The organism is Stenotrophomonas sp. 14P6.2.3 (assembly GCF_057799055.1).
Genome location: NZ_JBYOLA010000002.1, coordinates 115,255 through 132,010, shown reverse-complemented (window position 1 = coordinate 132,010; position 16,756 = coordinate 115,255). Strand labels below are relative to the sequence as shown.

The following is a 16,756-nucleotide window of genomic DNA, read 5'->3' as shown; positions in this document are numbered from 1 at the left end:
CTGGATCAACAGTAGTGGTGGCGGCCTGCGGCACACTGCCGATCCGCATTTGGTGCCCTGATGAACGCAACGCCCAAGACCGATATTCCCGTTGCTTCACCAGAGCTGTGCAGCGAGGAGGAAGTGACCCGGCTGGTTCACGATTTCTACGCGCGCGTGCGTGACGAGGAGCGACTGGGGCCGGTGTTCGAAGGTCACGTGAAAGACTGGCCGGAACACCTCGCCCAGCTCGTGGATTTCTGGTCGGCGATGCTGCGCGGGACGCGCCGGTTCAAGGGTTCGCCGATGTCCAAGCACATGGCGATCGATCTGGAAAAGGATCTGTTCGACCGCTGGCTGGTGCTGTTCCACATCACCACGGCGGAATGCAACAACCCGCCGATGCAGGCGCTGGCCGACGATGTGGCCGCCCGCATCGCCGAAACCTTCTGGCGCCGCTACCAGATGCTGCGCTGGCCGCAGGTCATGCTGCCGGTGCTGGGCGCCCCCGCCAAGGATTGATCTGGGTCAAGGCGCACCGCCTGGCTTGGCGCGATGCTGGCGCCATGGACACGTTCTCTCCCGCTGCCGGTGGCCTGGCCTGGACCTTCGATCCCGATCTGCTGCGCCGGCATGACCGGCCCGGCCCGCGCTACACCTCCTATCCCACCGCACCGCACTTCCACGACGGCTTTGATGCACCCGCGCTGCGCCAGGCGATCGCCGACAGCAACCCGCTGGCGCGTGCGTTGTCGTTGTACGTCCATGTGCCGTTCTGCTCCAGCCCCTGCTTCTACTGCGGCTGCAACCGGGTGATCACCCGCGACCGCGGGCGTGGCCACAGTTACGTGTCACGCGTGCTGGCCGAGGCAGACCTTCTGGCACCGCAGTTCGCCGACGGCCGTGAAGTGATCCAGCTGCACCTCGGCGGTGGCACACCGAATTTCCTGGATGCCGATGCGATGACTGCGCTGGTCGAAGGCCTGCGCCGGCGCTTCGATTTCAGCGATTCATCGCAGCGTGATTTTTCCATCGAACTGGACCCGCGTTTCATCGATACCAGTGACGTGGCGATGCTGGCCCGGCTCGGCTTCAACCGCGCCAGCCTGGGTGTGCAGGATTTCGACCCGCAGGTGCAGGAATCGATCAACCGCGTGCAGGGCGTGCGGCAGACACTGGACATCCTGCGCGCGTGCCGCGACAGCGGCATGCGTTCGGTCAACGTCGATCTGATCTACGGCCTGCCTGGGCAGAGCTTGGAGGGCTTCGGCCGTACCCTGGAACTGGTGCTGGCGCTGCGTCCGGATCGACTGGCGGTGTACGGCTATGCGCATCTGCCACACCTGTTCCGCGCGCAGCGGCAGATCGACGAAAGCCGCATGCCTTCGCCGGAAGACAAGCTCGCGCTGCTGGGCCTGGCGGTGGAGCGCCTGTCCGCAGCCGGCTACCAGTACATCGGCATGGACCACTTCGCATTGCCGGAAGAGGATCTGTCGCGTGCCCAGCGCGCCGGCCAGCTGCATCGCAACTTCATGGGCTATACGACCCATGCCGACACCGATCTGCTTGGCCTCGGCGTGAGCGCGATCAGCCACATCGGTGCCACCTACAGCCAGAATCCGCGCGACCTGCCGTCGTGGGAGAGCGCAGTGGACCAGGGGCAACTGCCGGTCTGGCGCGGCGTCGCGCTCAGTGCCGACGACGAGCTGCGTGCCGAGCTGATCCAGCAGTTGATGTGCCAGGGTGAAGTGGACGGAACGTCACTGGCGCAGCGCCATGGCATCGACTTCGAGGCCTACTTCGCCGAAGACCTGCAGGCCGTGCAGCGTCTGCAGCAGGATGGCCTGGCCGAGTACCGCGACGGCGTGGTGCGCACCAGCGAGCCCGGACGGCCGTTGCTGCGCCTGCTGGCGATGTGCTTCGATCCCTATCTGCGTGTCGCCCAGGAGCAGCCTCGCTACTCGCGGGCGATCTGAGCGCAGGCCTCAGCGCTTGCCGACGCCGCGTTCGGGATGCGCGCGGCCATGCCGCCGCTGGAGGTGGTGGTCCAGTTGCCGTTGAGATCGCGCACGCTGGTCGAGTAGGAGCCATCGCTGTACTCGGTGCGCCACCTGCCGCTCAGGTCACGCTTGCTGACCGAGTAGGCGCCGTTGCTGTACTGGGTGCGGATGTTGCCGTTGAGGTCCGTGCTGCTGTTGGAATAGCTGCCATCACTGTGGGTGGTGCGCTTGCGGCCACTCAGATCGGTGGTGGTGGTCGAACGGCTGCCGTTGCTGTGCTCGGCGATCACGCGGCCGGACAGATCGCGCTTGATGCGGCTGGACGATCCGTCGCTGTTGCGGATATCCCGGCTTCCGTCGAGGTTGTGGTGGCTGTTCGAACGGCTCTGCGCCAATGCGGGTGCGGTGGCCTGGGCGAGCAGCGTGACCAGTGCATGCGATGATGCGAGCCATATCCACTTCATGGGTGGTCGAGTGGGCAATCGAGAGCGCTCTGAGAACGGAGCGGGTTGATCCGCTAGAGGAATACAGTTCCACTTTTGCCCAAGCCGTCACCGCAACCTGGAGTCCCAATGAGGCGGAAAGGCTCGAGAAGCTTGCGTCCAAGTTCCCGGAACTGATGACCTATGAGGAATCAAGACTGTGGCGAGTACTTATTGAGACAACGGAGCTTCTAGATGCATTTAGCAAAAGGAAGCAGCTCGACATGCTGCTGGTCAATCGGGAATGGGAGAAGCTCAAGCCTCTTCTGCTTGAGGCTGCTGACCAACCGGTCTTGATCGGCCTAACTCGCGATCAGTTGATCGAAGCGGTTGTTGACATAGTTCCATTCTAAGCGCGCTTTCGTCGTCGAAGGTGTATTGGGGGACAGCAACGAAACACCTAGTGCTGAGGGTCCCTGACGTCGGCATGGGCAACTGGCACCGCGCGCTACCGCTTCTACGAGCCGCGCTGTTGTAGCCTCTCCGTGCCGTGTCAACCGGCTGGAACGGTTTGTCAGGATTTTCCGGGCTTCTACGATTCTTCTGGGTGGTCCATAGTTGACGAAAAGGACGCAGGAATACTAATGGAAAAGCTGTGCTCACTTGATTGGCCGACCTTGTCGGCGTTCGCATTCGTGTTCTTGACCGTTGTTGCTTCGACGTATTTGACGATTAGATATCAGAATCGAGCCACAGCCAGTCAGCTCAAGATTGCTGAGGACGCAGGTAGGCGCCAGATCCAACTCGCGGATGAGGCAGGGCAGCGGCAGATCACACTTGCGCATGAAGCAGCGGCCCGCGAGCAAGAGAAGCTCCGCGCGGAGGCGATTGCCGCTAGTCGACGCGTATGGATCAACAATCTCCGTGACGAAACGTCTAATTTCATTGCGGAAACGTATGGGATGTGGGATCTCCATCTGCAGAAGATTGGACGCGCAGAGGTGCTCCAAGCCATGGGGGACTCTGCATTTGCTATGGAAGAACTTGGTCAGTGGTCTATCCGCTACGGCATCGTGCTAACGGCAATGGAGAGAAGTAGGGCCAAAGTTGCTCTTCTTTTAAATCCAAATGAGGATGCCTCAAAAGAGCTGCTAGCTGCTATGGATGACTCGATGCGTGCACTCACGGAGAAGAAGAATCCCAAGCAGGAGAACTCGCGTGTGATCGCGCTTCTGCAGCCAGTGCTGAAGTCTGAATGGCGCAGAGTGAAGGCTCTTGATCTGGCATAGTTTCTGAAATTGTCTGTGCAAGTCGCATCGAGACGATCGGAAATTAAACGACCACCAAAGGAGACGCTTGGAATGAGTTATAACCTCTTCATCGCGTACGACCTCATGCGGCCAGGTCAAAGCTACGACGCAGTTCGCGACGCAATAAAGTCACTCGGACGTTGGCATCAGTTCCAGTACTCACTCTTCTACGTGAACACTGAGCACACCCCGGAAATGGCGTATGCCCTGGTGCAGGCAAAGATGGATGCGAACGATAGGCTCGCCGTCATCGACGCGCAGGCAGGCATCGTCAGTGATTGGGATCGGCCGCCGATCAACGCCATCAACTCCATCTGGTTTCAGCCATAGCCTGACGGTGCGGCAAACACGGGGCGGCCGCGCGTGACCACAGAAAAAACCCCGCCGGAGCGGGGTTCGTGTAGGCTGTTTGCGACTCTTAGAGGCCAGCTGCCTTGGCGAGGATCGGCCCGAGGTATTGCTGGACAATCCACCAAAGCGCCCCCCCAGTTGGGATCAAAACCCCGGCAACCGCAACCCACATCTGAAGGGTGGTAGGCGTGTGGGTCTGTCGCTCTTTGACAGTAGCGACATCGCCAGACACTCTGCGGAATTCGCCATTCACATCATTTCCGAAGACCCGAAGTGCTTCGTTGATCGACTTGAGCTCAGACTTGATCTCAGACACATCCCGTTGGATGTATTCGACAGTGGCTTCAAGTTTGGCGACACGTGCTTCCATACCACCATCATGGGGTGGACCGCCTCCGCTCGCAACTTGGTCAAAGTCGCCAGCGTTATCTGCGGTTACAGATCGAAGAGAGTTGCCCTTATGCATCATCGTCCTCTGATTCAGCTTGGCGCTTTTCCATCCAAATGCTAATTGCACGAAGCGTAAAGCTCTTTACATACCCGCAGTTGTCGCAGTTGACGACAGCAATGGCCAAGTAGCTGGACACCTCATCCTCGTCATCTTCCCGAACATCAGGTGAGATCGCAGGGATCACCATGAACTCGCCGTTGCCTGGCGAAAGAACCACACGCCAGAAGTCATGCCCGCACTCTGGACATGGTGGAGTATCTGTCACGTCCTCTAGGAACTCTTGAACCACGGTGCGACTTATCTTGAGATTGCGATAGTGCACGCTCGAATCTTTTTTGTACCTCTTGAAACGGCTCATTAGTCAGCCCATCTGCCAATCCAGTGGACACGGCCCAAGACCGTGATCGGTTCCCGCTTCGAGTCCATCCGCCGTGGCTTCTGCCAGTTTTGATCGCCCTTGGGGTTGTCGCTTGTGAAGAATACCTTGCCCTCTAGCGTCATGGCACGCCTCACCCCTTGCGCTTGGCTTCTACTGTCTAGCCAGCTGACCACGTACATGCCGCCATCGACGGCCTCAGTATCTGAGGTGTCCAGCAGGACAGAGTCCCCATCGGATATGAGTGGCTCCATCGAGCGGCCTTGGGCGTAAAAGACCGCAAGGGGCCGCGTAAGAAGTCCCCTCCGTCGCAGTAAAGACTTCCGGAACTTCATGGCGTTTGCCTGGGCGTACTCGTCGGCTTCCGGGCCGTCCTGCAGCCCAACAGTCTGCGGTAGGGCTAGAACCTCCACGTACTCGTCGGTCGATGTCGAAGGTGGGTTGAATTGCTGCTCTGGTAGATCGCCCCTGATGTCCGTGTCCTCGATTCCCAAGGCAAGGCAGAACGCCTTCAGCGTTCGATAGTTCATCGGGATACGGCCATTGAGGTACTGGCTTATTGCGCCCTGAGTGATGCCAAGCTCCTCAGCCATCTTGGTTTGCGTCAGGCCTAGACCAGGCGCACTTTGTTTCCAAGACTCCTGAAGCCGCATGGCGGCTGCCACATCTTCAGGAGTCGGCTTGGCACTTCGGGTCGTCTTCATATAAGCAACGCTACTTAATGGTCTATAGACTATCAAGTAGGGGCCCTATTGCCATCCGCTATTAGTGGCACTAATATTGCGGCATGGACATTGCTACCTACCGCCAATCGAAGGGATTGACCCAAGCGGGCCTTGCGAGGCTCTTGACGGAATCTGGGTCGCCCGCACCCAAGGCGCTGATCTCCAAGTGGGAGACCGGCGAGGTCATTGTCCCGCCAGCAAGATGGCGGACGATCGAGCAACTGACTGCGGGAGAGGTGACGCGCCAAGAACTACGGCCGGACATCTTCTCGAGCCGAAGAAGCTAGCAGTACAGCGCGGCAAACGAACTGGCAGGAGGCCGGTCGAGAGGGCAGGGAGCAGGCGTACATCCACCGCGAGGTAGTGGCCGCGGTGGTGTCTGGCGCGATCAGCGGACGCCCTTATGGCGTCCATCGTCCAGATACGACGAAGCCCCCGCTGTCGACGAAGCCCCCGCTGTCGGGCAGACAGTTGCGGAGGCTTCGTTCAGAGCGAGGCCACTATGCCACACCACGAATCCGATGCAAACCTGCATAAGCGGGGGCTGCGCGCCTACGCCGAAGTCATGCAGGACGCCCTGCAGAGCATACAGGAGCGCCACGCTAGGCCCCTTGTGCGCCTGCAGGAGCGCCTTTCCGGCGGGAGAATCGCCGTCGAGATCTATGATCGCTCGCGCCCCGGTGACGAGCCCACCTACGACTTCTACTGCTCAGGTCCCCAGCAAGCGCTGGAATGGATCCAGCAAATGTCCGGCAAGCGCTGGATCACCACCGAGCACCTTGGCGCCTTCGCGACGTTGATGCTGACTGCTTTCCCGGAAGTGTCGGGAGCGTCGGTATGAGCGTCCAGGCAATGAAGTGGGTGCTGGACCAGCAAATTGCGACGGAGTCCATCTCGCGGCACGTACTTTTGTGCCTGGCCAACTATGCCGACAAGGACGGCAGGAACGCGTTCCCCTCTGCTCGGCGGCAAGGCTCCTGTCGGCTGCCCCCATGAAACAATCATTGCGGCATACCACAAGGAGCTGCCGAACTGTCCGGTCGTCCAGGCATGGAGCGATAGCCGGAAGACCCACCTGCGCGCGCGCTGGAAGGCTGATCCAGAAAGGCAGACCGTCGAGTGGTGACGTGGTCTGTTCGAGTGGATGAAAGACAGTGACTACCTCATGGGGAAGGTCAACAGCTTCCAGGTTTCGCTGCCGTGGCTGATCAAGTCCGAAGAGAACCTGCTGAAGGTGATCGAAGGCACGTACCACAACAACCGCAAAGAGGGGCAGGGCTGATGCGCTTTGCCCCCAACCTGCCGCCGCACAGCGTCGAGGCGGAGCAGGCCGTACTAGGTGGGCTGATGCTATCCCCCGAGGCGTGGCCACTAGTGTCGGACACACTGTCAGCCGAGGACTTCTACCGCCATGACCATCGTCTGATCTTCGAATCGATCCGCACCTTGGCCGAGAAACAGCGCCCCTTCGATGCCGTCACCATCGGCGAGTGGTTCGAGTCGCGCGGCAAGCTGGACCTCGTCGGCGATGGGTACTACATCACCGAACTGGCCAGCACTACGCCATCGGCCGCGAATGTAGCCGCGTATGCCGAGATCGTGGTTCAGTACGCGGGCCGGCGGCGGTTAGCTGACGTGGGCCGAAAGGCAGTGGACTCGGCCCACCAACAGGACGGGCGCGAATTCCCCGAGATCTTGGCGGAGCTGACGCAGGACATCGCAGGGCTGCAGCCAACCCAGCGCGGTGGGCTCCGGCAGGCCGGGGAAACCATGTACGGGTGGTACAAGCGGTGGGAAGACCGCTATCACTCCGGCGGAGGCCTAACGGGGCTGGAAACGCCCTGGGCTGAATTCAACCGGGTAACGCATGGCCTGCAGCCGTCCACGGCCTACCTCATCGCCGGCCGGCCGAGTATGGGCAAGAGTATCGCGGCGCTGAACGTTGCGGTGTTCTGCGCGCTCAACGGAATTACCGTCGGGCTGTTCAGCCTCGAGATGAGCATCGATGACTGCCACGACCGCAATGTCGCGTGCGTCGGCAAGATTCCGCACGAATGGGTCACCAGGCCAAGGCATTCCGGTGAGGACAGCGAGATCTGCCAAAGTCGGATTACGCCGGCGATTCGCGACCTCAAGGCGGCACCTCTGTACATCGATGACACCGCCTCCTTGAACGTCCGGCAATTCGAGGCCCGTGCCCGGCGAATGCACCAGCTCAGACCGCTGCAGCTGCTGGTGATCGACCACATCCACGACTTCGACGTCGATCCGCGCATGGCCCGCTTTGAGTACGGTCGAATCCTGCAGAAGGGCAAGGACCTGGCCAAGGAGTGGAAAATTCCGCTCGTTGCTCTGGCGCAGTTGAATCGAAGCGTCGCCGGTCGGACCGACAGGCGCCCAACCCTGTCTGACCTCCGTGAATCCGGGGAGCTGGAACAGAAGGCCGACGTAGTGGTGCTCCTGCATCGTGAGGACTACTACGACACGCCTGAGCAGCAGACCCATTTGCGGGGCATCGTGGAGATGCACTTTGGGAAGGGGCGAAACATCCGCGCCGGCGAACGGATCGCCGGAGGAGTATCGGTGGATTGATCGCGCGCTGTCCGACCTCTACCGGCAAAACATGGTGCGGGCGCTGGTCATGATCGAGGAGTTCACCGGCCGCGGTAGCCAGGCCAGGCGAGCGGAGGCGGTGGCAAAGAAGCTGGGCGGAGCGTTCACCAAGTGGCAGTACCGGAAGGAGCTGGACAAGGGTTTGGCGTTCATGGAGGCGCGGCGCGCATGAGGAGTCTGACCTTGGCACAGGCCGCACGCGATGCGGTGTACCTGTGCGCCGCCTGCGGCGCCGATGGGGTAGTCCGAATCAGTGTGACCCGAAGCCCGGAGGGCAGCATCCGTCGCTGGCCCAACGTGGTTGCAGCGCAGTGGGCGTGGGTCGGTAGCGAGTCGAGGGCAAAGTTGGTGGTGCGCCGGCTCCGCCGCCAGTGGGTAGCGCGCCACGTCGTCGGAGAGGGCTATAGCTTCGACTACGCGGCGGAGGGTGCCGCCTTCCGGGATGGTCTCAACCAGGCATTCCTCGACACCGTGCGTAGGTGCGCCAAGTGGGAGAAGCTTGGGCCCAATGCAATTCGTCTACTCAGATCACGCACCGGCTTTGCCGGCCGGCACGCGCAGTAAGATATACGACGTCCATCCTTCAGACGGGCGTAATATCAGGGTGAAGTGGGGACGTAGTGTGCGATCGCGACACCACTCAGGACTTCCGTTGCCGCCTCCGAGAACCCGCTACCTGCGTGGACAACAAAATCGGCTTCGCCAAGGCCGAGTTCTCGGAGCCGTTGAGGAAGGTTACTTTTGCTGCTCGAAAATTGGGCGATCAGCAGCTCGGTCAGCTTCACCTTGCTTTCGCCGGGATGCCCAATGAGAACGAATGCGGCGGCTTCCAGCGCTGCCTGACGACCGACACGGTCAACGAAGTTCCAGCGGTAATCTTGCTGCGTCATGTTACAAATCCTCAGATGAGCCAAAGGTAATCCTAATGCGGACGAGTTTCCGTGGCTTGCAGTTTGGCCGTCCCACAGAATCTTCTTGACGGTTGCCAATCTGGTGGTGCAGTTCTCGGCAAGGTGGGGAGAGTCCCATCAAAACGGCTCGCCAATCGGTGGGCCGTTTCGTTATGAGCTGTGACCATGCGTAATAGGAGTGGCTTTGCCGGTGTCTAAGCAGACCACCGGCGTAGCTTGCTACCTACTTCGGGGTATCTCGCTTCGCAATAGCGTCGCGTGCGCCCTGAGGAAGTTGTGTGTAAAGCTCCTCCAGCTGCTTCGGAGCAGCGATTCTGAGTTGAACGATGGTGTTGATCATCTCGAACATCGTCCAAGCCATATCTGGCGTATCGCCCAAGTCTAGTTCACCCGGATGCACAGCGTTGTTGCCCACTACCCTGCAGTAGTCCAGCGCCTGTTGAACGATTTCGGGAAGTCCCGCTGCGACTAAGGCCTTGATATCGACATTTATGTTCTCACCTGGCATGCCGAGATGCTTCATTAATTTCTGTACCGCGAGGCGTAACAGGGCAGCTGCACCTCTTGCCGAAAGTGCGAGTATTGAGGCAGCTTCGACGTAGTCAGCCCGCACGTCATCGGGCATGAACTCGTTGGGTGGCGGCGTGCCATAGGAAGACGGGATGAGAAGACGGCCATGCACTGCGTGGTTGTCATGCCAATAGCAGTCCTTGTCACAATGCTCGCAGCGCGATCTCCAGATTTCGGAGACAGATGCCCAGTTCGGGCCTAAAGGCAGGTGGTGAAATTCCTGCCGAGCAAAGACTTCGCAGTGTGGACAGTGGTACTGCCCTTGTCTGAAGACTGGCGGGTAATACTTGTTCATATTGTTCCCCCTTTTGTGCAAGTAGTTTCGCTCATGGAGCGGGCCTTAGGAAGGTCGGTCTCCATGTGTTCTTGCCGGTTAATTTTCCTGTACTAGCCAATATGCTGGATGAAAAGTCATGGCACAGATCACTCCCCAGCAGGCTGGCGGCGTGAACGTCGTGGCCTTCCTCGATATGCTGGCCTGGTCCGAAGGTACGGACAACGATAAGTAGCCCACCAAGGACCGCGGCTATGACGTGATCGTTGGCGGCCAGCTGTTCGAGGGCTACGCCGATCATCCGCGAGTCTTGGTGGCCCTGCCCAAGCTGGATATCCAGTCCACAGCCGCCGGCCGCTACCAGCTGCTGCGCCGCTACTACGACTCGTACAGGAAGACGCTGGGCCTGAAAGAGTTCTCGCCGAGTTTCTTGGATAGCCGCTATATGGCTTCCGCTCGACTGTCGTGGAAATGGACCTCTCGGTGCCCGGTCCTGTCGCGGATCTTCCGCCAAAGTGCGTCCCGTATGCTTGCCTTAAGCTGAAACACTGGTCCGAATCTCAAGGGGAGTGCCCTCAGGATTTCGCATGCTCGCCGGCTAAGCGGAACGTCCCGTGCGCCACCGTTCTTAGTCTTCGGCAAGTGCACATACTGCTCAGATAGATGCACGTTCGGCCATGTAAGCGACAGAATTTCGCCTGATCGCATAGCGGTTTCGAGGGCGAGCAAGAAGGCCAAACCCGTCCGTTGGGTTGCAGTCTCCCCAAATAGGCCCTTATGTAGGCCAAACGCTGTGACCAAGTCGGCCTCCTCGGTGGGGGACACACGTCGCGCCCGACCCTTGGGCTGCTGGGGCCAACGAACATCAGACATCGGATTCTGCTTGATCCACTTCCACTCGCGGCGCGCTGTCTCAAACACGGACCGCATCAGGTTCATATCCCGGGCAACCGTTCCAGGTTTGACCTGCTTAAGCCTTCCATTCCGCCAAGCGATGATGTCCGAGGCATCAATTGCGGCAATACGCCGATCCATGAGTGGTAACGATCGTTCCCAAGCAGCAATGCGTACAGACTCCCACCGCTCCCCAGCTCGCTTGGGCGCCTCTTCCTTGACGCAGCGACCCATGGCTTCACGGAGCGACTTGTCAGGCAGCTTCCCGCCTTGCAACTCAGCCTCGCGCTCAAGAGCCCACTTCGCAGCTTCCTGCTTCGTTTGTTTGGTAGTGGAGTCGCGAACGCCGGCCACGTACACCTGTTCGCGCCACTTGTTCCCTGATCGTTGGATGCTGGCCATGGCCGCATCATATGGGGAAATTTTGGGGAGAGTAGCCGGGCAAGTCCGGGCGTATCGGGGTGAGTGCGGATTCTTTGACGCGTCTAAATGGCTGATTTTGTGTCGATTCGTGGCGAATCGTTGTGGGCGCGTAGGCTCCCCAAAACATGCAGTGGTGCCCGGAGCCGGAATCGAACCGGCATGGGGTTTCCCCCGGCGGATTTTAAGTCCGATGCGTCTACCAGTTTCGCCATCCGGGCCTGCAGCGCGCGCCGATTGTAACGGAATCGCCGCCGCTGCCGCCGGCTAACGCTGCTTTTACGCAGTCGGGCGCGGGGCTGGGTACAGTCCGCCAACGTTTCCGGGAATGGCGATATGCGTGCACGTGGCAAGCGATGGATCGGATGCAGTGCCGTGCTGGGGCTGATGCTGGCGATAGGCCCGGCCGCCGCGCAGCAGGCACCAGCGTCCACTGGCCCGGTGGTGGACATGGACACGGTGCAGGTGACCGGTGAACAACCCGGCCCCGGGCTCTGGAAGGTGACCGCTCCACAGGGGCATGTGCTGTGGATCCTGGGAACGGTCTCGCCGTTGCCAAGCGGCGTGCAATGGCGCTCGGATGAAGTCGAACGGACCATCGCCGGTGTCGACCATGTGCTGGGCGATCCGGGTTTCAGCCTCGATGCGAAGATCGGTGTGTTCAAGGGCCTGACCCTGCTTCCGCTGGCGATGAAGACCGCTCGCGATCCGCAGGGGCGCACGCTGGATCAGATCCTGCCGGCGGCAACGTACGCACGCTGGCTGGGGCTGAAACAGACCTACATGGGCAATGACCGTGGCGTGGAAAAGGACCGTCCGCTGGTGGCCTCCGGTCGCCTGTACCAGGCGTTCCTCAAGCGCAACGGCCTGCGTGACGGCAAGCAGGTGAAGGAAGCGCTCGGGCGCGCCTACAAGGCCCGCGATCTGACGCCGGAAGATGTGCAGGTGAAGCTGAAGGTCGACGACATCCGTGGCACGTTGAAGGAACTGCAGGCCACCGAAGTCGATGACCGTGCGTGCTTCGAACGCACGCTCGACACCGTGGAATTCCAGGCGCCGGTGTTGCGTGAGCGGGCCAATGCCTGGGCACTCGGCGATGTCGCCGCACTGCGTCGGCTGTCGGGCTCGGCGATGGCCCAGACCTGCCGCGAACTGCTGCAGGATTCGGCCTTCGTGCGCAGGCGTGGCTGGAGCGACATGCCACAGCAGGTGCGCACACGCTGGCTGCAGGGCGTGGATGCGGCGCTGACCCATCACGCTGGCACGTTCGCGACGGTGCCGGTCAGCCTGCTGCTGGGCGAAGGCTATCTGGATGCGCTGGTGCAGCGCGGCTACCAGGTCGAGGCGCCGCCGGAATAGCCAACGCTTGAAGTCCTCGTGCTTCCTGTCATATTCCTCTGCACTCAGGAGGGGAGTGATGGACATGCCGTTGCATGCGTACGCCTATGTCAGCACGGCCAGGGAGGGACTGGACGTGCCTGAGCTCGATGCGCTGCTGGCCGATGCGACCGCGTTCAATCGCATGGCCGGAGTGACCGGAGTGCTGATGTTCGATGGCAGCCGTTTCCTGCAGTACATCGAAGGTCCGCGGGATGGTCTGGCCTCGGTGCACGCGCGCATCAGCAACGCGCGGCGCCACGGCAGCGTCGTCCAGCTTGCCGCAGGCCCGATCGCGACCCGCTGGTTCCCGCGCTGGACGATGGCCAACCGGCATGTGGATCCGGCGACGCTGGCCAGCATCGTGGCGGCCCCGTGGCATGGTTTCAGTCTGGAACAGAACCATCTGGACCACGGCTTCTGCCTGTTGCTGCGGGCCTGGACCGGGGGCCACGGCGAGCTCGAGCCGGCTGCCGTCAGCCTCGGATCCTGAGTCCGGCGTGGTCTGGCGGCGCTGCCGCGGTTAATCTTGTCGGCATGTTTGCCTGCACCCGGACCCTCGCATGACCCACTGGACACCGTCGCCAGCTGCTGGACGCCGCGCGTGAGCGCGCCGATCGGCGCAGCACAGATGCCGTCCCCGGCCATCATCGGCCTGGGGTATGTCGGGCTGCCGTTGGCGGTGGCTTTCGGCCGGCAGCTGCCCACGCTGGGGTACGACATCGACGCTGCGCGCATCGCCGAACTGGCTGGCGGGCAGGACCACACGCTGGAGATGGAGCCGGACGAACTGGCCAGCGCGTCGCTGCTGCGCTACAGCAGCGATCCGGCGCAGCTGGACGCCTGCAACGTGTACATCGTCACCGTGCCCACGCCGATCGATGCCTACGAGCAGCCCGATCTGGAGCCATTGCGCTCGGCGACGCGACTGATCGCCAGCCATCTTCGCGCCGGTGACCTGGTGATCTACGAATCCACCGTCTACCCCGGCACCACCGAAGAAGTCTGCGTACCACTGCTGGAGCAGGGCTCGGGCCTTCGCTTCAACGAGGATTTCTACTGCGGCTACAGCCCAGAGCGGGTCAGCCCTGGCGATCGTCAACGGCGCCTGGCCGACATCCGCAAGATCACGTCCGGTTCAACGCCACAGGTGGCTGCGGTGGTCGATGGCCTGTACCAGCGGATCATCACCGCTGGCACCTTCCCGGTGCCGTCGATGCGGGTCGCCGAAGCGGCCAAGGTGGTGGAGAACATCCAGCGCGACGTCAACATCGCGCTGGTCAACGAGCTGGCATTGATCTTTGACCGCCTCGGCATCGACACCCAGGATGTGCTCGACGCGGCAGGCAGCAAATGGAATTTCCTGCCGTTCCGTCCGGGGCTGGTGGGAGGCCACTGCATCGGCGTGGACCCGTACTACCTGTTGCACAAGTCCGAAAGCGTGGGCTACCACCCCGACCTCATCCATACTGCGCGGCAGGTCAACAACCGGGTGGGCGAACATGTGGCCAATCGTGTGTTGGCGATGCTGGCCGAACGCGGTCGCTCACCGGCGCACTCGCGCATCCTGGTGCTGGGCGTGACCTTCAAGGAGGACTGCCCGGACCTGCGCAACAGTCGCGCGCTGGAACTGGCCCAGCGGCTGGCCGACGGCGGCGCGCAGGTGGACGTCAGCGATCCGTGGGTGGGGCCGGCCGCACTGGCGGACGAGGGTGTGAACTGGCTGGCTGAGCCGACGGCGGGGAGCTACGACGCAGTGGTGCTGGCGGTGGCTCATGAGAGCTTCAAGGCGATGGACGATGCCCATATCCGCAGCCTGCTGGCGCCCGGTGGATTGGTCTACGACGTGAAGTCTGCCTGGCCGCGCAGCGTGGTCGACGATCGCCTGTAGGTGCTTGCGCGGTAGACTCGGGGGCAGTTGCAACCGAGGAACGCCATGCACCGGTATATCGTCTACCTGCTCGCCATCCTGATGTTTCCGATCTGCCTGTGGCTGGCCACGATCTGGCCGGCCTGGTATTGGGGCGTCGGCCTTACAGCTGCGATGGTGGCGCTGGGGACCTGGGACCTGCTGCAGAAGCGCAGCACCCTGCGCCGCAACTATCCGGTGATGGCGCACTTCCGCTACGGCCTGGAATCCATCGGCCCGGAGATCCGCCAGTACTTCGTGCAGAGCGATCTGGAGGATGTGCCGTTCTCGCGGCAGCAGCGCGCGCTGATCTACCAGCGTGCCAAGAACCAGATGGATACGGTGCCCTTCGGCACCCTGCGCAGCACCTATGCGGTGGACTACGAATGGATCAACCATTCACTGGCGCCGACCACCATCGCCAAGCACGATTTCCGCGTGCTGATCGGTGCGAACTGTGCCAAACCCTATTCGGCCAGCGTGTTCAACATCTCGGCGATGAGTTTCGGCTCGCTGTCGGCCAACGCGATCCGTGCGTTGAACGAAGGCGCGCGCCGGGGTGGTTTCTACCATGACACCGGCGAAGGCTCGATTTCGCCCTATCACCGTGAGATGGGCGGCGACCTGGTCTGGGAAATCGGCTCGGGTTACTTCGGTTGCCGCGACGAGAAGGGCGGCTTCAGCGAGGAACGCTTCGCCATCAATGCCGCGCTCGAGCAGGTCAAGATGATCGAGATCAAGCTGTCGCAGGGCGCCAAACCCGGCCACGGCGGCGTGTTGCCGGCGCCGAAGGTGACGGCCGAGATCTCGGTGACGCGTGGCGTGCCGATGGGCGTGGACTGTGTTTCTCCGTCACGCCATTCGGCGTTCTCCACGCCGGTTGAACTGCTGCAGTTCGTCGCCCGCCTGCGCGAGCTGTCCGGTGGCAAGCCGGTCGGCTTCAAGCTGGCCATCGGCCACCCATGGGAGTGGTTCGGCATCGCCAAGGCGATGCACGAGACCGGTCTGCTGCCTGACTTCATCGTCGTCGATGGCGCCGAAGGCGGCACCGGTGCGGCACCCGCCGAGTTCGTCGATCACGTGGGTGTGCCGATGCACGAGGCGTTGCTGCTGGTGCACAACACCCTGGTGGGCCTGGACCTGCGCGAGCACATCCGCATCGGCGCGGCCGGCAAGATAACCAGCGCGTTCGATATCGCCCGCACCATTGCGATGGGCGCCGACTGGTGCAATGCCGGGCGCGGTTTCATGTTCGCGCTGGGCTGCATCCAGTCGCTCAGCTGCCATACCGACAAGTGCCCGACCGGCATCGCTACCCAGGATCCGGCGCGCTGGAAGCATCTGGATGCACCGGACAAGGCCACGCGCGTGTACAGCTTCCACGAGCACACCCTGCATGCGCTGAAGGAGTTGCTGTGTGCGGCGGGCTTGAACGATCCGGCCGAGCTCGGTCCGGAACACATCCTGCGCCGGGTGTCGCCGGTCGAGATCCGTTCGCTGGCCTCGCTGTACCGCTACCTGGAGCCGGGCGAACTGCTGCACAAGGTGCCCGACCACGCGGTGTTCCATTCGTTCTGGGCCGATGCGCGCAGTGATTCCTTCCAGCCGCCGCCGAAGATCCAGGCGCTGCGGGCCAGCAAATCGCGATGAGCCGCGTTGCAGGACATGAAAAGCAGACGCATACGGAGATTGCATGCAGTTCAGGACCGGCACCAACGATGATGTAAGCACGCTGTGGGCCTTGCGAACGCGTTGCGTACGCGAGCTGTGCAGCAGCCACTATCCGCCGGAAGTGATCGCGCCGTGGTCGGCATCGCCACCGCCGGTGCAGTACTCGCGGTTGCTGGGGCAGGGCGGCTGTGTCGTCGCCGAGGATGATCGGGGCGAGGTGCTGGGGTTCGGTGTGCTCGATGCCGAGGGTAATGAGATCGACGCGCTGTTCGTTGATCCGGCTCAGGGCGGGCAGGGGGTTGGCCAGGCGCTGATGCAGCGGCTGCTGGCGATGGCCGATCCAACACGCGAGGTGGTGTTGTCGGCTTCGCTCAATGCCGTGCCGTTCTACCAGCGGCAGGGCTTTGTGGCCGAACGCGAGGAACTGTATCCGCACCCCAGTGGCGTAGCGTTGGCTTCGGTGAAAATGCGCCGGCCAGCCTGATGTGCCCGGCGCTACCGCA

General features: G+C 61.8%; 22 protein-coding genes, 1 tRNA gene and 1 pseudogene. 16 read left to right on the top strand and 8 right to left on the bottom strand.

Annotated elements, in window-relative coordinates:
- Positions 1 to 60 precede the first annotated feature (60 nt).
- Together AC27VL_RS02390 and hemN are read left to right on the top strand one after the other, a co-directional pair.
- The gene (locus AC27VL_RS02390; RefSeq protein ID WP_100552119.1) at positions 61 to 501 is read left to right on the top strand and encodes a group III truncated hemoglobin; all 441 of its coding nucleotides are present in this window, start codon (positions 61 to 63) and stop codon (positions 499 to 501) included.
- Positions 502 to 545: 44 nt separating this feature from the next.
- Positions 546 to 1,955 (top strand): oxygen-independent coproporphyrinogen III oxidase, encoded by a 1,410-nt coding sequence (gene hemN, locus AC27VL_RS02385; protein ID WP_488765458.1) that lies wholly within the window; start codon positions 546 to 548, stop codon positions 1,953 to 1,955.
- On the opposite strand, the gene AC27VL_RS02380 is transcribed toward hemN, so the two are convergent.
- Positions 1,937 to 2,443, bottom strand: coding sequence for a hypothetical protein (locus AC27VL_RS02380; protein ID WP_488765457.1), 507 nt, complete (start codon positions 2,441 to 2,443; stop codon positions 1,937 to 1,939). The two genes, hemN and AC27VL_RS02380, sit on opposite strands and share 19 nt — an antisense overlap.
- A 2-nt stretch (positions 2,444 to 2,445) precedes the next feature.
- Here AC27VL_RS02380 and AC27VL_RS02375 point away from each other — a divergent pair, with 2 nt between their 5' ends.
- From AC27VL_RS02375 to AC27VL_RS02365, 3 genes are all read left to right on the top strand, one after another.
- Complete coding sequence (locus tag AC27VL_RS02375; protein WP_488765456.1) at positions 2,446 to 2,814, top strand: hypothetical protein; 369 nt, start codon at positions 2,446 to 2,448, stop codon at positions 2,812 to 2,814.
- A gap of 231 nt (positions 2,815 to 3,045) precedes the next feature.
- Positions 3,046 to 3,690, top strand: coding sequence for a hypothetical protein (locus tag AC27VL_RS02370; RefSeq protein ID WP_488765455.1), 645 nt, complete (start codon positions 3,046 to 3,048; stop codon positions 3,688 to 3,690).
- Between the two features lie 72 nt (positions 3,691 to 3,762).
- Positions 3,763 to 4,041 carry a hypothetical protein gene (locus tag AC27VL_RS02365; protein ID WP_488765454.1) on the top strand — a complete coding sequence of 93 codons (279 nt, stop codon included), beginning with the start codon at positions 3,763 to 3,765 and terminating at the stop codon, positions 4,039 to 4,041.
- A gap of 88 nt (positions 4,042 to 4,129) precedes the next feature.
- Here AC27VL_RS02365 and AC27VL_RS02360 read toward each other — a convergent pair whose 3' ends face one another.
- From AC27VL_RS02360 to AC27VL_RS02350, 3 genes are all read right to left on the bottom strand, one after another.
- Complete coding sequence (locus tag AC27VL_RS02360; RefSeq protein WP_488765453.1) at positions 4,130 to 4,432, bottom strand: hypothetical protein; 303 nt, start codon at positions 4,430 to 4,432, stop codon at positions 4,130 to 4,132.
- Positions 4,433 to 4,520: 88 nt separating this feature from the next.
- Positions 4,521 to 4,871: a hypothetical protein gene (locus AC27VL_RS02355; protein WP_488765452.1), complete on the bottom strand. Its 351-nt coding sequence runs from the start codon at positions 4,869 to 4,871 to the stop codon at positions 4,521 to 4,523.
- Positions 4,871 to 5,542, bottom strand: a complete 672-nt coding sequence (locus tag AC27VL_RS02350; protein ID WP_488765541.1) for a LexA family transcriptional regulator — start codon at positions 5,540 to 5,542, stop codon at positions 4,871 to 4,873. Before AC27VL_RS02350 ends, AC27VL_RS02355 begins: the two co-directional genes overlap by 1 nt.
- 134 nt (positions 5,543 to 5,676) lie before the next feature.
- Here AC27VL_RS02350 and AC27VL_RS02345 point away from each other — a divergent pair, with 134 nt between their 5' ends.
- The 5 genes from AC27VL_RS02345 to AC27VL_RS02325 all read left to right on the top strand — a co-directional run bounded on the left by AC27VL_RS02345 (position 5,677) and on the right by AC27VL_RS02325 (position 8,399).
- Positions 5,677 to 5,901, top strand: coding sequence for a YdaS family helix-turn-helix protein (locus AC27VL_RS02345; protein WP_488765451.1), 225 nt, complete (start codon positions 5,677 to 5,679; stop codon positions 5,899 to 5,901).
- Between the two features lie 215 nt (positions 5,902 to 6,116).
- The gene (locus tag AC27VL_RS02340; RefSeq protein WP_488765450.1) at positions 6,117 to 6,455 is read left to right on the top strand and encodes a hypothetical protein; all 339 of its coding nucleotides are present in this window, start codon (positions 6,117 to 6,119) and stop codon (positions 6,453 to 6,455) included.
- 303 nt (positions 6,456 to 6,758) lie between these two features.
- Positions 6,759 to 6,896 (top strand): hypothetical protein, encoded by a 138-nt coding sequence (locus AC27VL_RS02335; protein ID WP_488765449.1) that lies wholly within the window; start codon positions 6,759 to 6,761, stop codon positions 6,894 to 6,896.
- Positions 6,896 to 8,206: a replicative DNA helicase gene (locus AC27VL_RS02330; RefSeq protein WP_488765448.1), complete on the top strand. Its 1,311-nt coding sequence runs from the start codon at positions 6,896 to 6,898 to the stop codon at positions 8,204 to 8,206. Before AC27VL_RS02335 ends, AC27VL_RS02330 begins: the two co-directional genes overlap by 1 nt.
- A 49-nt stretch (positions 8,207 to 8,255) precedes the next feature.
- Positions 8,256 to 8,399 carry a hypothetical protein gene (locus AC27VL_RS02325; RefSeq protein WP_488765447.1) on the top strand — a complete coding sequence of 48 codons (144 nt, stop codon included), beginning with the start codon at positions 8,256 to 8,258 and terminating at the stop codon, positions 8,397 to 8,399.
- Between the two features lie 427 nt (positions 8,400 to 8,826).
- Here AC27VL_RS02325 and AC27VL_RS02320 read toward each other — a convergent pair whose 3' ends face one another.
- Both AC27VL_RS02320 and AC27VL_RS02315 read right to left on the bottom strand, forming a co-directional pair.
- On the bottom strand, positions 8,827 to 9,117 hold the full coding sequence (locus AC27VL_RS02320) for a hypothetical protein (RefSeq protein ID WP_488765446.1): 291 nt from the start codon (positions 9,115 to 9,117) through the stop codon (positions 8,827 to 8,829).
- A 244-nt stretch (positions 9,118 to 9,361) separates the two neighbouring features.
- Positions 9,362 to 10,003 carry a DUF4145 domain-containing protein gene (locus AC27VL_RS02315; protein WP_488765445.1) on the bottom strand — a complete coding sequence of 214 codons (642 nt, stop codon included), beginning with the start codon at positions 10,001 to 10,003 and terminating at the stop codon, positions 9,362 to 9,364.
- A 118-nt stretch (positions 10,004 to 10,121) separates the two neighbouring features.
- Between AC27VL_RS02315 and AC27VL_RS02310 the strand changes: the two are divergent.
- Positions 10,122 to 10,406, top strand: a pseudogene (locus AC27VL_RS02310) (lysozyme); the annotation flags it as partial.
- A 17-nt stretch (positions 10,407 to 10,423) separates the two neighbouring features.
- On the opposite strand, the gene AC27VL_RS02305 reads toward AC27VL_RS02310, so the two are convergent.
- Complete coding sequence (locus tag AC27VL_RS02305; RefSeq protein WP_488765540.1) at positions 10,424 to 10,855, bottom strand: site-specific integrase; 432 nt, start codon at positions 10,853 to 10,855, stop codon at positions 10,424 to 10,426.
- A 575-nt stretch (positions 10,856 to 11,430) separates the two neighbouring features.
- Positions 11,431 to 11,517 (bottom strand) — tRNA-Leu (locus AC27VL_RS02300).
- Positions 11,518 to 11,632: 115 nt separating this feature from the next.
- Here AC27VL_RS02300 and AC27VL_RS02295 point away from each other — a divergent pair.
- From AC27VL_RS02295 to AC27VL_RS02275, 5 genes are all read left to right on the top strand, one after another.
- Complete coding sequence (locus tag AC27VL_RS02295; protein ID WP_100552121.1) at positions 11,633 to 12,655, top strand: TraB/GumN family protein; 1,023 nt, start codon at positions 11,633 to 11,635, stop codon at positions 12,653 to 12,655.
- A 58-nt stretch (positions 12,656 to 12,713) separates the two neighbouring features.
- Entirely contained in the window at positions 12,714 to 13,166 is a 453-nt protein-coding gene (locus AC27VL_RS02290; protein ID WP_240196353.1) for a BLUF domain-containing protein, read from the top strand.
- Between the two features lie 111 nt (positions 13,167 to 13,277).
- On the top strand, positions 13,278 to 14,564 hold the full coding sequence (locus AC27VL_RS02285; protein ID WP_100552122.1) for a nucleotide sugar dehydrogenase: 1,287 nt from the start codon (positions 13,278 to 13,280) through the stop codon (positions 14,562 to 14,564).
- A gap of 45 nt (positions 14,565 to 14,609) precedes the next feature.
- Entirely contained in the window at positions 14,610 to 16,232 is a 1,623-nt protein-coding gene (locus AC27VL_RS02280) for an FMN-binding glutamate synthase family protein (protein WP_108266618.1), read from the top strand.
- Positions 16,233 to 16,275: 43 nt separating this feature from the next.
- The gene (locus AC27VL_RS02275) at positions 16,276 to 16,737 is read left to right on the top strand and encodes a GNAT family N-acetyltransferase (RefSeq protein WP_488765444.1); all 462 of its coding nucleotides are present in this window, start codon (positions 16,276 to 16,278) and stop codon (positions 16,735 to 16,737) included.
- Positions 16,738 to 16,756 lie beyond the last annotated feature (19 nt).

Coding starts and splice junctions, on each gene's coding strand:
- AC27VL_RS02390 (WP_100552119.1), top strand. CDS start 61: ATGAACGCAACGCCCAAGACCGATATTCCCGTTGCTTCACCAGAGCTG.
- AC27VL_RS02320 (WP_488765446.1), bottom strand. CDS start 9,117: ATGACGCAGCAAGATTACCGCTGGAACTTCGTTGACCGTGTCGGTCGT.
- hemN (WP_488765458.1), top strand. CDS start 546: ATGGACACGTTCTCTCCCGCTGCCGGTGGCCTGGCCTGGACCTTCGAT.
- AC27VL_RS02295 (WP_100552121.1), top strand. CDS start 11,633: ATGCGTGCACGTGGCAAGCGATGGATCGGATGCAGTGCCGTGCTGGGG.
- AC27VL_RS02335 (WP_488765449.1), top strand. CDS start 6,759: ATGAAAGACAGTGACTACCTCATGGGGAAGGTCAACAGCTTCCAGGTT.
- AC27VL_RS02350 (WP_488765541.1), bottom strand. CDS start 5,542: ATGCGGCTTCAGGAGTCTTGGAAACAAAGTGCGCCTGGTCTAGGCCTG.
- AC27VL_RS02275 (WP_488765444.1), top strand. CDS start 16,276: ATGCAGTTCAGGACCGGCACCAACGATGATGTAAGCACGCTGTGGGCC.
- AC27VL_RS02290 (WP_240196353.1), top strand. CDS start 12,714: ATGGACATGCCGTTGCATGCGTACGCCTATGTCAGCACGGCCAGGGAG.
- AC27VL_RS02305 (WP_488765540.1), bottom strand. CDS start 10,855: ATGTCTGATGTTCGTTGGCCCCAGCAGCCCAAGGGTCGGGCGCGACGT.
- AC27VL_RS02340 (WP_488765450.1), top strand. CDS start 6,117: ATGCCACACCACGAATCCGATGCAAACCTGCATAAGCGGGGGCTGCGC.
- AC27VL_RS02315 (WP_488765445.1), bottom strand. CDS start 10,003: ATGAACAAGTATTACCCGCCAGTCTTCAGACAAGGGCAGTACCACTGT.
- AC27VL_RS02380 (WP_488765457.1), bottom strand. CDS start 2,443: ATGAAGTGGATATGGCTCGCATCATCGCATGCACTGGTCACGCTGCTC.
- AC27VL_RS02330 (WP_488765448.1), top strand. CDS start 6,896: ATGCGCTTTGCCCCCAACCTGCCGCCGCACAGCGTCGAGGCGGAGCAG.
- AC27VL_RS02280 (WP_108266618.1), top strand. CDS start 14,610: ATGCACCGGTATATCGTCTACCTGCTCGCCATCCTGATGTTTCCGATC.
- AC27VL_RS02360 (WP_488765453.1), bottom strand. CDS start 4,432: ATGGAAGCACGTGTCGCCAAACTTGAAGCCACTGTCGAATACATCCAA.
- AC27VL_RS02365 (WP_488765454.1), top strand. CDS start 3,763: ATGAGTTATAACCTCTTCATCGCGTACGACCTCATGCGGCCAGGTCAA.
- AC27VL_RS02325 (WP_488765447.1), top strand. CDS start 8,256: ATGATCGAGGAGTTCACCGGCCGCGGTAGCCAGGCCAGGCGAGCGGAG.
- AC27VL_RS02355 (WP_488765452.1), bottom strand. CDS start 4,871: ATGAGCCGTTTCAAGAGGTACAAAAAAGATTCGAGCGTGCACTATCGC.
- AC27VL_RS02370 (WP_488765455.1), top strand. CDS start 3,046: ATGGAAAAGCTGTGCTCACTTGATTGGCCGACCTTGTCGGCGTTCGCA.
- AC27VL_RS02345 (WP_488765451.1), top strand. CDS start 5,677: ATGGACATTGCTACCTACCGCCAATCGAAGGGATTGACCCAAGCGGGC.